The organism is Microbulbifer agarilyticus (assembly GCF_001999945.1).
GTDB lineage: Bacteria > Pseudomonadota > Gammaproteobacteria > Pseudomonadales > Cellvibrionaceae > Microbulbifer > Microbulbifer agarilyticus_A.
In genome coordinates, this window is the sequence record NZ_CP019650.1 from 3,323,033 (window position 1) to 3,336,879 (window position 13,847).

The 13,847-nt window shown below is 56.8% G+C and carries 15 protein-coding genes; 9 read left to right on the forward strand and 6 right to left on the reverse strand.

What is annotated here, in order from left to right; all coding sequences use genetic code 11:
• Positions 1-429 (forward strand): 3D domain-containing protein, encoded by a 429-nt coding sequence (locus Mag101_RS13940; protein ID WP_077406265.1) that lies wholly within the window; start codon positions 1-3, stop codon positions 427-429.
• Between the two features lie 95 nt (positions 430-524).
• Here Mag101_RS13940 and Mag101_RS13945 read toward each other — a convergent pair whose 3' ends face one another.
• Complete coding sequence (locus tag Mag101_RS13945; protein ID WP_157520389.1) at positions 525-1,211, reverse strand: hypothetical protein; 687 nt, start codon at positions 1,209-1,211, stop codon at positions 525-527.
• 219 nt (positions 1,212-1,430) lie between these two features.
• The gene (locus Mag101_RS13950) at positions 1,431-1,739 is read right to left on the reverse strand and encodes a hypothetical protein (RefSeq protein WP_232325034.1); all 309 of its coding nucleotides are present in this window, start codon (positions 1,737-1,739) and stop codon (positions 1,431-1,433) included.
• Between the two features lie 166 nt (positions 1,740-1,905).
• On the opposite strand from Mag101_RS13950, the gene Mag101_RS13955 reads away from it, so the two are divergent.
• Positions 1,906-2,913 carry a rhodanese-related sulfurtransferase gene (locus tag Mag101_RS13955; RefSeq protein WP_077406272.1) on the forward strand — a complete coding sequence of 336 codons (1,008 nt, stop codon included), beginning with the start codon at positions 1,906-1,908 and terminating at the stop codon, positions 2,911-2,913.
• A gap of 87 nt (positions 2,914-3,000) precedes the next feature.
• Here the strand turns inward: Mag101_RS13955 and Mag101_RS13960 are convergent, their stop codons facing one another.
• Positions 3,001-3,372, reverse strand: a complete 372-nt coding sequence (locus Mag101_RS13960; protein ID WP_157520392.1) for a hypothetical protein — start codon at positions 3,370-3,372, stop codon at positions 3,001-3,003.
• A 210-nt stretch (positions 3,373-3,582) separates the two neighbouring features.
• Positions 3,583-4,743, reverse strand: coding sequence for an iron-sulfur cluster carrier protein ApbC (gene apbC / locus Mag101_RS13965; RefSeq protein WP_077406278.1), 1,161 nt, complete (start codon positions 4,741-4,743; stop codon positions 3,583-3,585).
• A 252-nt stretch (positions 4,744-4,995) separates the two neighbouring features.
• Here apbC and metG point away from each other — a divergent pair, with 252 nt between their 5' ends.
• The 6 genes from metG to Mag101_RS17890 all read left to right on the forward strand — a co-directional run bounded on the left by metG (position 4,996) and on the right by Mag101_RS17890 (position 10,477).
• Positions 4,996-7,047, forward strand: coding sequence for a methionine--tRNA ligase (metG, locus tag Mag101_RS13970; protein ID WP_157520395.1), 2,052 nt, complete (start codon positions 4,996-4,998; stop codon positions 7,045-7,047).
• Positions 7,048-7,320: 273 nt separating this feature from the next.
• A complete protein-coding gene (locus Mag101_RS13975) occupies positions 7,321-8,046 on the forward strand; it encodes a hypothetical protein (RefSeq protein WP_077406284.1) in 726 nt (241 codons plus the stop codon).
• Positions 8,047-8,240: 194 nt separating this feature from the next.
• Positions 8,241-9,173 (forward strand): D-2-hydroxyacid dehydrogenase, encoded by a 933-nt coding sequence (locus Mag101_RS13980; protein WP_077406287.1) that lies wholly within the window; start codon positions 8,241-8,243, stop codon positions 9,171-9,173.
• A 119-nt stretch (positions 9,174-9,292) separates the two neighbouring features.
• Positions 9,293-9,577 carry a DUF883 family protein gene (locus tag Mag101_RS13985; protein WP_077406291.1) on the forward strand — a complete coding sequence of 95 codons (285 nt, stop codon included), beginning with the start codon at positions 9,293-9,295 and terminating at the stop codon, positions 9,575-9,577.
• 158 nt (positions 9,578-9,735) lie between these two features.
• On the forward strand, positions 9,736-10,266 hold the full coding sequence (locus Mag101_RS13990) for a hypothetical protein (RefSeq protein WP_077406294.1): 531 nt from the start codon (positions 9,736-9,738) through the stop codon (positions 10,264-10,266).
• 49 nt (positions 10,267-10,315) lie between these two features.
• Positions 10,316-10,477 (forward strand): hypothetical protein, encoded by a 162-nt coding sequence (locus tag Mag101_RS17890; RefSeq protein WP_157520398.1) that lies wholly within the window; start codon positions 10,316-10,318, stop codon positions 10,475-10,477.
• Here the strand turns inward: Mag101_RS17890 and Mag101_RS13995 are convergent.
• Complete coding sequence (locus Mag101_RS13995; RefSeq protein ID WP_077406297.1) at positions 10,474-11,829, reverse strand: nitrate regulatory protein; 1,356 nt, start codon at positions 11,827-11,829, stop codon at positions 10,474-10,476. The two genes, Mag101_RS17890 and Mag101_RS13995, sit on opposite strands and share 4 nt — an antisense overlap.
• Positions 11,830-12,023: 194 nt before the next feature.
• On the opposite strand from Mag101_RS13995, the gene Mag101_RS14000 reads away from it, so the two are divergent.
• Positions 12,024-12,914, forward strand: coding sequence for an NAD-dependent protein deacetylase (locus Mag101_RS14000; protein ID WP_077406300.1), 891 nt, complete (start codon positions 12,024-12,026; stop codon positions 12,912-12,914).
• Positions 12,915-12,968: 54 nt separating this feature from the next.
• On the opposite strand, the gene yghU is transcribed toward Mag101_RS14000, so the two are convergent.
• Positions 12,969-13,847: a glutathione-dependent disulfide-bond oxidoreductase gene (gene yghU, locus Mag101_RS14005; RefSeq protein WP_077406303.1), complete on the reverse strand. Its 879-nt coding sequence runs from the start codon at positions 13,845-13,847 to the stop codon at positions 12,969-12,971.

Below are 13,847 nucleotides of genomic sequence, written 5' to 3' on the forward strand. Positions count from 1 at the left end.
ATGCGACAGAGTCTTAAACAGTTTGCCATCGTGCTTACCGCTTCCTTTGCTGCCCTGGGTGGTGGAGAGGCCTTTGCCGCCATCAAAGAATCCCCGGAGAAGAAGAAAAAGAAGTCCATGACCGTCACCGCGACCGCCTACAACTCTGTTGAAGGACAGACCGATGACGACCCCTGGGTAGCGGCCTGGAACAACCGCCTGCGTCCGGGTGACAAGATCATTGCAGTGTCCCGTGACCTGGAAAAGCACGGCCTGACCAATGGCGCCAAAGTGAAAATTGAAGGTCTGTCTGGCACCTATACCGTGCGGGACCGTATGAACAAGCGCTACACCAACCGTATTGATGTATGGATGGAAGAAGACATCAAGAAAGCGCGTAAGTGGGGCAAGAAGAAGCTCAAGATCATCTGGAATCACGACAAAAAATAAGTGAACCGGAAGACAGGGCCTTGCCAACGCCAATCGATCGATAAAAAAGCCCCCGCAATTGCGGGGGCTTTTTCATTTGTACACGCGGGCATTATTCAGGGTTCCGTGGTGACTTCCACTCCCGGCACTTCACTGCAGCCAGCGTTGCCGATGAAGTAAAGGCTCGGTTGATGGGACTGGTTGTAGCGGTGCTCAATCCCCTCGTCACGAAACACCAGCAGGTACTCTTCCTTCACCCACCCTTTGTCGGTGCGATATTCACTGAGCCACAGCAACGCCGGCCCATCCTCGTGGCACTTGCCATAAAACATACGTGTTTTTTCCACCAGTTCTTTGGTTAGGTAATCGCGGTAGACGCCCGGGTAGGTAAAGCGCTCACCGGAAAGATCCATATTCAACACGCCATCTTCGTTACCTTCGAGTTCCGCCTGAGACCGATCGCGCTGCTCCGCCAGGGAGCTTCCCGTCGGTGCCTGTGCCGCAAACTGTTCCGGCTCGGGAATGTCATCGCCACCCTTATTGCGCGGCTGTCGCACCTGGGGTGGCCCACCCGGAGCGACCTCAATGCGCTCAAGAAAAATTGCCGTGTTCTCGTCGCAATCAATACAGGTGCGCCCGGCGATGATGGCATAACCATTTAGCTCGGAAATCAGTTTTGCTTCCGCGAGATCCACATCGATCACACGGTCATTGGAGATTTTTAGCTGGATACCGGACAGTGCCGGCATGGCGGGAGAAAACCCGCACAGGAAAATAAGAAGACAAAGAAGGAATATTTTCATGCAGAGCAACCACACTTAATACATCTGCAGACCGCGACCAGTTGGTGCCGCCAGGGCAACTTTCCTTGCTGCCCTTGGCGACACCGCGATTGGGTAGTGCTGTTACACTGTCGCGATTCCCTTCTATGTATAACCATAGCAGGCGTTGAAAATCCTGCTGCGCGGGGCCGTTACTTTTTACACACGCATCCCCGGTGTGCAGTCACATAATGTGGAGCGTCAGGGAGCCTTCCAACCACCATTCTCTTCTGCCGGGCCGATGAACGCTCCGACACCTTCTTCTTTCAAAGCATCTAGTGCCTCCTGCAACGCCTCGGCATCGCTGTCGAACACGTCTTCCCACACCGTCGTATTGCTATTTTCATCGACAATTTCCAGCAGCCAGCCGCCATCACCATCCTCGTAAATATCGATGTTCACGGTGTGGTTGCCGTCGCTATAAGCACGACTCAGGGGGGAATCTTGCGGGGTAACTTCTTCGGCCATGGGGATAACCTCGCTGGCAAAGGGGGATGCGGAAAGTGGCACTGCCGGTCTTATGGGGGGACAGTAAAGCGAACTCCTGAACGCCCGGTCAAGCTTTATTCAGCACTGTCGAAAAAGTGTACGACGCACGACAGAAAACTTGTTAAAATGCGCGGCGATTTTTACCCATGCCCCGGATTTACGCTCCGGCTTGCACAAGGAAACTCTCATGACCAATACCGCGTCCGTTGTGGTCTGCGCGCTGTACAAGTTTGTGCGCCTCGAAGACTTTGAATCCCTCCGCGATCCCCTACTCAAGGTAATGCTCGACAACGAAGTGCGCGGCACCCTGCTGCTCGCTGACGAAGGTATCAATGGTACCGTCGCCGGTAACCGTGCCGGTATCGACACTCTGCTCAACTACCTTAAGTCCGATAGCCGCCTGGCCGAGCTGGACTACAAAGAGTCCTACACCGAAAACATGCCCTTCCTGCGCAGCAAGGTAAAACTGAAGCGCGAGATCGTCACCATGGGCATCGAAGGCATCGACCCTCGCCGCACCGTTGGCACCTATGTGAAGCCCGCGGACTGGAATGCGCTGATTTCCGACCCGGACGTTGTGCTGATCGATACCCGCAATGATTATGAATATCAGGTAGGTACCTTCGAGCACGCGGTGAACCCGAACACCACCACCTTCCGTGAGTTTCCCGATTATGTGAAGGAAAACCTGGATCCGGGTAAACACAAGAAAGTGGCAATGTTCTGCACCGGCGGTATTCGCTGTGAGAAGTCCACGGCTTACCTGAAGGAGCAGGGTTTCGACGAGGTGTATCACCTGCAGGGCGGCATCCTTAAATACCTGGAAGATGTGCCCAAAGAAGAAACCCTGTGGAAAGGCGAATGCTTTGTGTTCGATGATCGGGTGACTGTGAATCACGATTTGGAGCAGGGCTCTTACCATCAGTGCAACGCCTGCCGTATGCCGATCACCGAAGAAGAAGTACAGTCTCCGCTGTTCGAACAGGGGGTAAGCTGCCCGCACTGCCACGATACGGTGACGGAAGCAGACAAGTCGCGCTTTCGTGAGCGTGAAAAGCAGATTCAGCTGGCCAAGCAGCGCGGTGAGCGCCACCTCGGCGAAGATGCCAAGGCTACGACGTTAAACCGTCGTCAGCACAAGCAAGCGCTGCGCCGTAAGCAAGCGGAACAGGCGCGCAAGGCCCAGGACGTATAGCCGACGCGTTTATTCAATCGCGTAAACACGATTGCGCAAAAAGCCTTCTCAAAAAACGATTCTTTGAGCCCCGCACTCGCGGGGCTTTTAGTGCTCATCCCCGATCAACCAGTGTTCCGCCGCCTGCTCGGTAACGAATTCCATCAGCGCCAGACCCTCTTTGCGGGCAGCGCTGTCGATCACCACGTTGGCGTTATATTCCGGTGCGTGTAACACCGCGAAACGACCCTGGCTAATTCCCGGTAGGTGCGCGATATAGCTACCTAATGCGCGCCGCTCCTCCAACGACATTTGGATATCCGCTTTACGCACGTCGGCAAGTACCAGCAGCGGGTGAAGATGGCCGTACTTCTCTGCCACCTGGCGCACGGCGGCATGTTTTTCCGCCCCGTCCACCCGGTCGAAAAAACCGATATTCACCACGCGGGTGGCCGCATTAAATCGAACCTGAAAACTCACTGCCTTCTCCTGTACCGGCTCACCAAGCGGCTCAATGCTGCTCGGCACTGGGCGAAGCCCGTTTAATTCTGATTGTTCCTATACCGACGCCGAAATAAGCTTCGGAACAGACTTCGGGCTACGCACAGGTGATCAAAGGAGTACATCATTTGCCGCCTACGAGTATATTCAGGCGTTGAGACGGAACCCAACGCGATTTAGCGGAACCGTTTACTCCATATCGATCTCTGGCAAACCTTCGTCTGCATCGGCGGCCAGCCACACCTGAGCGGCAGCGGCACGCGCTACCTGTTTGTACAGTGCCGCCACCGCGCCTTCTGGCTCTGCCGCCACGGTGGGTTTACCACCGTCTGTCTGCTGGCGAATCGACATCGCCAGCGGAAGCTGTCCGAGCAGGCGCGTATCGTAATCCGCCGCCATTTTGTCGCCGCCACCGGCGCCAAAAATCGGCTCCTGATGACCGCACTTCGAGCAGGTGTGTAGGGCCATGTTTTCCACAATACCGAGCACCGGCACCGATACCTTGCGGAACATCTCCACGCCCTTGATCGCGTCTACCAAGGCCAAGTCTTGCGGCGTAGTCACAATGACGGCACCTGCCAGCGCCACCTTCTGCGATAGCGTGAGCTGAATGTCACCGGTGCCCGGCGGCATATCGACAACCAGGTAATCCAACTCGCCGTCTTCCACAGCCTCACCCCAGAGTGTCTGGGTCAGCATCTGATTCAGCGCGCCGCTGGCCATTGGGCCACGCCATACCGCGGGCGTATCCTCGGTCAGCAAATAGCCCAGTGACATCGTCTGCAGGCCCTGTGCTGGAACCGGTACAAAAAACTTGCCAGCTTTTACCTCGGGCCGTGTGCCCTCGGTATCAAGCATGGTCGGCAGGCTAGGGCCGTAAATATCCGCATCCAGCAAACCCACGTCGGCGCCTTCCGCCGCCAGCGCCAGTGCCAGGTTTACCGCGGTAGTGGACTTGCCTACTCCGCCCTTACCGGACGCGACCGCGATAATGTGTTTCACCGCCTTCAGCGGCTCAGGCACCTCTCCAACATCAGTACGCGGGATGTCGAAAAACAGATCAAAGTTCAGTGTGCTGCCCGCCAGAGGCCCGCCTGCAAGGACAGGGGCGCAGGCCGCGCGCACACGCTCCGCCCATACCTGCTGCTGGCTCGCGCAGGGATACCCGAGGGTCACACTGGTAAATATGGTCTTGTCGCCATCAAAACCCACCTCAATATCAGCATCCAGTGCATCCAGTGGCAGAGCGGTGGCCGGGTCTTCGAGGGCGCCAATCGTTGCCGCTACCTGCTCGAGCTGTTCCGTAACCTCGGGAGAGAAGTCTTCATGGTCTTGGTGGTCGTCGTTCACGGCAGCATCCTCACTGGCTCTGGAATTTGGGCGGCATTGTGGTCAAGCTCTGGCGTGAACACAAGGGACGCCCCAGTACAGCATTCAGTACACACTATTGGGTGCACACCCGGCAGTCCCGCACAGCGCGGCGGGCGTCGCCGGCAGGTGCCTTACAAGCCCCATTTCTGCTATATTCCGCGCTCTTTCAGGCCCACGGCCGCCCAATCAAAGAATCCACACAGACTAATCTCGCAGCCTTTGGAATCCATGATGTCTCAAACCGACCATCAGCCCAGAAACATTCTCGTCACCAGTGCCCTGCCGTACGCCAACGGTTCCCTGCACCTGGGTCATATTCTCGAGTACATCCAGACCGATATATGGGCCCGCTTCCAGCGCGCCCGCGGCAACCAGTGCCTGTATATGTGCGCCGACGACGCCCACGGCACTGCCATCATGCTGAAGGCCGAACAACTGGGTATCACCCCGGAACAGCACATCGCCAACATGCAGGCGGAGCACGAGCGCGATTTCGCCGACTTCCTGATCGGTGTGGACAACTACCACTCCACCCACTCCGACGAGAACCGCGAACTGTCTGCAATGATCTACAAGCGCCTGCGCGAGAACGGCCATATTGCCTCCCGCACTATTACTCAGGCCTATGATCCGGAGAAAGAACTGTTCCTGGCGGACCGCTACATCAACGGCACCTGCCCACGCTGTAAGTCCGAAGACCAGTACGGCGATAACTGCGAAGTGTGCGGCGCGACCTACAGCCCCACCGAGCTGATCAACCCGGTATCGGTCATCTCCGGCGCGACGCCCGTGGAAAAAGAGTCCGAACACTTCTTCTTTACCCTGCCGGCCTTCACCGACTTCCTGAAACAGTGGACCCGCTCCGGCACCCTGCAAAGTGAAGTGGCGAATAAGCTGTCCGAGTGGCTGGATGAAGGCCTGCAGGAGTGGGATATCTCCCGCGATGCGCCCTACTTCGGTTTCGAAATTCCCGACGCCCCCGGCAAATACTTTTACGTATGGCTGGACGCGCCGATCGGCTATATGGCGAGCCTGAAGAACTACTGCGATGGGAAAGGTCTCGACTGGCAGGAGTACTGGAAAAAAGACAGCACCGCCGAGGTGTATCACTTTATCGGCAAGGACATCGTCAACTTCCACGCGCTGTTCTGGCCGGCCATGCTGGACTCTGCGCAGTTCCGCACCCCAACCAAGGTGTGTGTACACGGCTTCCTGACCGTTAATGGCAAGAAGATGTCGAAGTCGCGCGGCACCTTTATTAATGCGCGCAACTACCTCGACCATCTGAACCCGGAATACCTGCGCTACTATTTTGCGGCAAAGCTGACCGCTGGCGTGGACGACCTGGACCTCAACCTGGAGGACTTTATCGCCAAGGTAAACTCGGACCTCGTGGGCAAGGTTGTGAACATTGCCTCGCGCACCGCGAAGTTTGTCAGCAAGTCCGGCGGCGCTCTGTCCAGTGAGCTGGCCGACCCTGAGCTGTGGAATCAGTTTGTAGAAGCAGCCCCGCGTATTACCGAGTTCTTTGAAGCGCGCGAATACAGCCGCGCCACCCGTGAAATCATGGCGCTGGCGGATGCCGCCAATGCGTGGATTGCGGAAAAAGCCCCCTGGTCTCTGGCCAAGGAAGAAGGCAAGGAACAAGAAGTACTGGCGATCTGCTCGCAGGGCGTGAACATGTTCCGCGCGCTGATCAGCTGGCTGGCACCGGTACTGCCGGAAACCGCGAAGAAAGCCGAGGAGTTCCTCGGCGTGGCACTGGACTGGAATACCGCAACCACACCGCTGGCCGGCCACACCATCAATAAATTCAAGCCGCTGATGCAGCGTGTAGAAAAAACTCAGGTGGAAGCCGTGCAAGAAGCCGCGAAAGAATCCCTGGCACAATTGCAGGCTGAGACCCAATCCAACACCGAGGTTGCGAAAGGCCCGCTGGCAGACGATCCGCTGGCGGACGAAATCCAGTTTGACGACTTTGCCAAGGTGGACCTGCGTATTGCGCTGATCGCCAATGCGGAACACGTGGAAGGGGCCGGCAAACTGCTGCGCCTGACACTGGACCTGGGTGGCGAAACCCGCAATGTATTCGCCGGTATCAAGAGCGCCTACAGCCCGGAAGACCTGATCGGCAAGCACACTGTAATGGTTGCCAACCTGGCACCACGTAAAATGCGCTTTGGTGTGAGTGAAGGCATGGTTCTGGCGGCAGGCCCGGGTGGCAAAGACCTGTGGATCCTGGAGCCCCATGCAGGTGCTCAGCCGGGTATGCGGGTAATGTAAGCCACCCTCTTGCTTCCCGCCGTGGTGGGGCAGCCATACTGCCCCACCCGCTGTTTCGCCACCTACTCACCACCTAGTCGACGCCTACTGCCAGCAGCTTAGGTCCAGCACTGCCATCCCCTCCTCTCGGCTCCCCCAGCGACCGCCTCGCTTTTGACAAATGTCCTTGTCAGGACACCTCCCGCTGCTTCCAATGGAGTAACATCCTAATAACGCTGCCGTGTCGAGCAGATGCTGACGCTCAGCAACGGGACAAACGATTCGAGGCCAACAATGTCCGCAGTCATTTTTCCTACCTACGCACTCTGCCATGCCATTCTGTGTGCCTGGGCCTGCACTCTGTGGAAATCTCAGCGTGCCCCCGGTGCTGCACTGATCGCCCTTGTCTGCGCCGCGCTCACTTACGACAACATCATCCTGTCGATCGGTGCATCCATCGGCATCGGCCCACTACTCGAAAGCCTGAGCTGGCCGCGTTTTGTCATGCATGCCTTTCTCACCCCATTGCTGTTGATCGTGGCAAGCAAAGCCGCACAGGCCGCTGGGTTGCGCTGGGCCCAGGGCCCGAACTGGAACCGCTTTATCTGGCTGCTTGTTCCGATGATGATTCTGCTAGGTATTTATGAAGGGCTTATCGGCCTTAAACTGGTGCCCGCGTGCTTTGACGATACCCTGCGTTACACCTCCAACCTGCACCCAACCCAACTGTGCTTTGAGGGGCAGCAGCCGGTGGCCGGCAATGGCCCACCTATTCCTTCGATTGTCGCCACACTGCTCACTCTTATTGTCGGCATCGGCTTGTGGCGCCAGCTAGGGTGGCCGTGGATGACCCTCGGCGCAGCCGTCATGTTCTTTGCCGCCGCTATCCCCTCCAGCGTGCTGGGACTCGCCCCGGGCAACGGCGGTGAAGTACTGCTGCTGGCGAGTCTGGTATATAGCGTTGCCCACTTTGCCGGCAACGCGGCACCCTCAGTAGAACTGGCAGCGACAATGAAATAACCCGATCGCGCGCTGTGCACGATTGACCACACTGCAAGCACACCCAATCGCCAAACCGGCCTGAACCGTTTACCATCCCCGCCAGCAGTCCTACCCTGCCAACCAGCGCTGCGAACCCGCAGTGCTGGTTGGCAATAACACAGCCGGAAACCTTAAAACCTTAAACCCTAAAGCCTTAAACCTAGGAGCCAACAATGCGCGGTGTATTTCTCGATACCCTGACCATGAAGCTGGACGAGTTGGATATCTCCGCTCTGCAAAGCACACTGGATCAGTGGGAGTTTTTTGAAACCACGACACCAGAGCAGACCGAACAGCGCATTGCCGATGCCGATGTGGTGATTACCAATAAAGTAGTGCTCGACCGCGCGCTGATCGAAATGGCACCAAATTTAAAACTGATCTGTGTGTGTGCCACCGGTACCAACAATGTCGATCTGGATACGGCGGCTGCACGCAACATTCCGGTAAAAAATGTTACCGGCTACACCGGCACCTCCCTCGCGCAACATACCCTCGCCTTGATTCTGGCGCTCGCCACCCGCTGGCACCAATACCACAGCGACGTCGGTAGCGGCCGTTGGGCAGAGTCCCCGGTTTTCTGTCGCCTCGACTATCCGGTAATCGAACTCGACGGCAAAGTGCTGGGCATTATTGGCTACGGCGACCTCGGGCAAAAAGTCGCGCGATTGGGCGAGGCGCTCGGTATGAAGGTATTGATTGCGGAGTCGTTTACCGGCGAGAAAAGACAAGGACGTACACCGCTCGCGGAATTAATTAAGCAAGCGGATGTGATCAGCCTGCACTGCCCACTGACCAAAGAAACCGATCAACTGGTCAATCAGCAATTCCTGTCCGCAATGAAAGAAACCGCCTTCCTGATCAACACCGCACGCGGCGGACTGGTAGATGAGGCGGCCCTCGTCGCCGCATTAAAAAACTACGACATTGGCGGTGCCGCACTGGATGTGGTCAGCGTGGAACCTCCACCGGCGGATCACCCCTTGCTGGCAAACGATATCCCCAACCTCATCATCACTCCGCACAATGCCTGGATCAGCCGCGAGAGCCGACAACGCCTGCTCGACGGTGTAGTCGAAAATATTTTGAGCTGGCGAAAGTCCTAACAAGTCTAACGCCAACCCTGCTCATACAAATTACTTCCATAGGGCGGCTAAGCCTTCGCGGTCGCCTCTCCTCACCCTATCCTTCGCCCTCACCTTGATTGCTATCGGAGGGTAACACCATGGCAACAGCAAAAGCGCCGAACTCAGGTTCCAGTCACAACAAACTGCATCAGGCTTACAATCTTGCGGGCGAGGCTGCCCACGAGACCGCTTCGCAGTTAAAGTCACGTGCGCGTGAAACCGCAGATACCGTGAAAACTCGTGCCCACGATGGCATGGAGAAAGGTAAGCAGCGCGCGCACGACGTTGCCGAACGTGCGGAGAATCAGATCAAGGCTCACCCTCTCGTTAGTGTGGGCTGCGCTTTCGCCGCCGGCTGGCTGATCGCCAAAATCCTGAAATAACGATGATTGACCTAGACTTTCCTAGTGCACAACCAGTGCCAGAGCGATCAGTGCCTGTGCAATGAGCGCAGGCACTGATTGTAGTACCGAGTTCTACCCGCTATCGACTATCGAAAACAACCATCCAGCATCACGCAGATTCATCGAGGTATTGATTGATGGCAGCCCCCGGAAATCAAAATGACGATTCGAACCAATCGGCTGGCGCCAATCAAGATTCCGAAGTCAATGCATCCTCACAGGAGCCGACAGGCACATCGCCTCAGCAGACGGCAGACGCACCGCAAGTCGAATCACTGCTCGACGATTTCAATACGCTGCGCGACAGGGCCGAGGCCACCATGACCCTTGCGTCGGCTTGGGCAGAAAACCTGACGAGCCTGGTCCAGTTGGAATTCCAGCGTACCTTACAGGCGGGAAAGCGCATCGTCGTCATGCTGCTGTTCCTGTTCTTTCTGGCAATCGCCTTAATTGTCAGCTTGTGCGCGGGGCTAGGTTTGCTTGGCTACTACTATTTCCAGTCTATCTATATTGGGTTCGGCATTTTTATGTTGTCCCAGATCATCATCCTGACAGTGCTCCTGCTGTCGATCAACCGATTGAAAAATTTGCTGGGATTCGACGAGTCTCGCAAACAAGCTCAAGAGGCGCTCGATAATGTCACTGCGCTCTTTAAACAAACAGATTGAACAACGCCGGCAAGCTTTGGAAAAGCAACGCCGCTGCGCCCTGAGTTTAATGGAACAGCAAAAGGTCCAGGCGTTAACCCAGGCGAACCGGGTCCCATTACCCCTCGCGATGCTGGGCGCGTTTGCCGCCGGCTTTATTATTCAGCGGGTTTACAACAAACCTTCTACCCGTTCGCTGGTGAACTGGTATCTGACACTGCGGAATTTCTAGATATTGGCCCCGTGCTCACCATCCGTAACCGTAGCGCTTGTTGTTTTCACTGAAGCGGGACGCTTCTCGACACTGGCATCCACGATCCGTTGCGCGATATCGACCAGCTTGAGGTTCATGTCCATCGCGCGCTGCTGCATTGTTCGATAGGCGTCATCCTCACTCATGCGCAGGCTTTTCATCAATAGTCCTTTCGCACGCGCCACCAGCTTGCGCTCCACTAGCGTCTTGCGGGTTTCTTCCAGCTCGGCGCTCACTCTTTGGATATGTTCCACCTGCGAACGAATCAGGCCATAAAGTGAATGCGCCAGTGGTTGCCCGTGCAATGTGGATACTCCAGCAGACGCGCGGCCGCCGTAAAGCCCCGGCAACTGCGGATCAAACAATACCGCCAGTGTCGGTAAACGATTCCAGTCCATGGACTTCATTCGCTGTAATTGCGCATAGTGCTGTCCCAGTTCCGACTGGGCACCGGACACACGCTTGCGGCTCACTTTGAGCAATTGTTCGGTGAGCGCATCCTCAAGACCGTGCATGGCATCAATCCGTGCACTGGCCAATTGATACCATACCTCGCTGATCTCAGCCGCGATTGGCTCTCCATCCTTCAAACCCGCAATCACTTCTCGCAACCGCTGCAGGTCTCGACTCGGCTGACTCTGTTCGATGGATTTCCATTGCGCAGTATCCGTCTCGCCGGCGTACTCCAGAAATACATCCACGCTTTGCCGCTGGCATACCTGCAGTTGCCTGATACGCTCATGCAGGCTCTCATCGAAGCGGCTGCCAGCAAATCCAATTGCTCCCCAAGCGCGCTCTTGCCCGGAGAATTCCTTGGCTTGCATAAAGTTAAACAGGGCCACCAGTATGCGGGTAACTTCAGGATCATCGGCGACATCCGCCGCTTCCAGCACGACGGACAGCAGGCCCGCAATCAATCGGCAATAGGCATCGGTAGACTCCAGAGCGGAGATTTCAAACGCGGCGATGTGATCCCGAAGAATGCGCAATTCATCCAGGCCATGTAATGAGTAGGCAATGCAGTTGAGCAGGCGCATGTTGTGTACGCGCTCACTGTGCCCATCTTTCAAATAGCGCTCTCTCAATACATGTCGGAAGCGGCCTTCACTGCTCAGGCAATTCTGAATCTGGCTGGAACGCTGCTCGCGAAAATGATCCCCTGCAGAGACCAGGTAGATATTACTCATGCCACGCTCTCGCTGCAGCTGATGCACCAGATCGGACACCCGGATTACCAGCTCGCAGCTTCCCGCAAGATGTTCCAAGGTCTGGATTTCCGCTCGCTTGGCGGCGAGCAGGAATTTTTCTGCATCCTCTTGGTGGTCGGTCATAATCGTGGCTCCGTTTAAGGTTTCCTACACTGGGTATCCGCGCGAGAAATCCACAACATCTATCGAGTAATTAGCAATTTGCATTCCACATTGCATCGGGACCGAACCATTCGCTGACACACGTTGCGTCCACCCAACGCTGCCAGACTGGGTACAATAGCGGTTCCACAGCCACCCATGAGGCGCCGCGAACCATGAGTCTGAGCACACTATCCCCCTCTTCGCTCACCGGCGAAAACCTTGTTGCGGATTCCGTATTACCCAGTGCGGAAGCGGCAGCGCAGTTGGCAGACTTTATCCAGCGCCACCCGCGCCTGACGGTGTTGACCGGTGCGGGCGTTAGTACCGACTCCGGCATTCCCGACTACCGGGACCAGCACGGACAATGGAAACGCAAGCCGCCGGTGGACCATCGCGATTTCATGGCCAGCGCAGCCACGCGGCAGCGCTATTGGGGCCGCGCACTGATTGGCTGGCCGGTCATCCGCAACTCGGCGCCGAACGGTGCGCACTATCACCTGGCAGAGCTGGAGCGACGCGGGCATGTTCACTTGATGATTACGCAGAATGTCGACCGCCTGCATCAGCGCGCGGGCAGCCAGCAGGTTATCGACCTGCACGGGCGCGCCGATGAAATTCGCTGCATGCAGTGCGATTACCGCGCGGTGCGTCAGGAGATACACGATCGTAGTTACACGCTGAATCCGGAGTTTCGTCACTACACCGCGGAGGCCGCGCCGGATGGCGACGCCGATTTGGAAGTAGATTTCAGTAATTTTCGCGTGGCCGACTGCCCGGAATGTGCGGGAATCCTAAAGCCGGATGTGGTGTTCTTCGGGGACAACGTGCCGCGCGAACGCGTGGAAACAGCAATGGATGCGTTGCGCGCGAGCGACGCACTGCTGGTGGTGGGGTCTTCGTTGATGGTGTATTCGGGATTCCGCTTCTGCCGCTATGCAAAGGAATGGGGCAAACCCGTCGCCGCCCTCACTCTGGGACGCACCCGCGCCGACGATCTGCTGGACTTAAAACTGAATGCGGGCATTGGAGAAACCTTGCAGCATACGCTGACCAGGCTTGCCTGATTTTCTCCAAGACTCGCACGGCTCATTTAACAACAAACAGGTTGTGGATCGTCGTTATTCGTCGCTGCTTTCGCCGATCTTATCCTGCGTGCGCAACTCAAAATCAGTGGCGTCGTGCCGTTCATGCAGTTGCTTGGCCGGATCACCCCAGGCGCGGTTCACCATAGCGCCACGTTGCACCGCTGGACGCTCACCAATCTCGTCCACCCAGCGGTTTACGTTCTTGTAGGTGTGCGCCTCAATAAATTCGGCCGCGTTATAGGCTTCGTTTTTCAGCACCGCGCCATACCAGGGCCAGATAGCCATATCGGCAATGGTGTATTCACGACCCGCAATAAACGGGTGCTCCGCCAGCTGGCGATCGAGCACATCCAGCTGACGCTTTACTTCCATGGTGTAGCGATTGATCGGGTACTCGTATTTTTCCGGCGCGTAAGCATAGAAGTGGCCAAAGCCACCCCCAAGGAAAGGTGCCGCACCCATTTGCCAGAACAGCCAGTTCAGGGTTTCGGTGCGCTGCTCTGGGGTATGCGGCAGGAAGGCGCTGAACTTTTCCGCCAGATACAACAGGATGGAGCCGGATTCGAACACACGGATCGGCGGGTTGGTGCTGTGATCCACCAGCGCGGGAATCTTGGAATTCGGGTTGATGTCGACGAAGCCACTGCTGAACTGTTCGCCCTTGGTGATGCGGACCAGATGCGCGTCGTACTCCGCCCCCTCGTGCCCGAGCGCCAGCAGCTCTTCCAACATAATGGTGACTTTCACCCCATTGGGGGTACCCAGGGAGTAGAGCTGCATGGGGTGTTTCCCCTTGGGCAGCTCCTTGTCATGGGTCGCGCCGGCTGTAGGGCGGTTGATGTTGGCAAATTGACCGCCACTTTCCGAATCCCACTTCCAGACCGCGGGTGGGGTATAGCTCGCATCCGACAT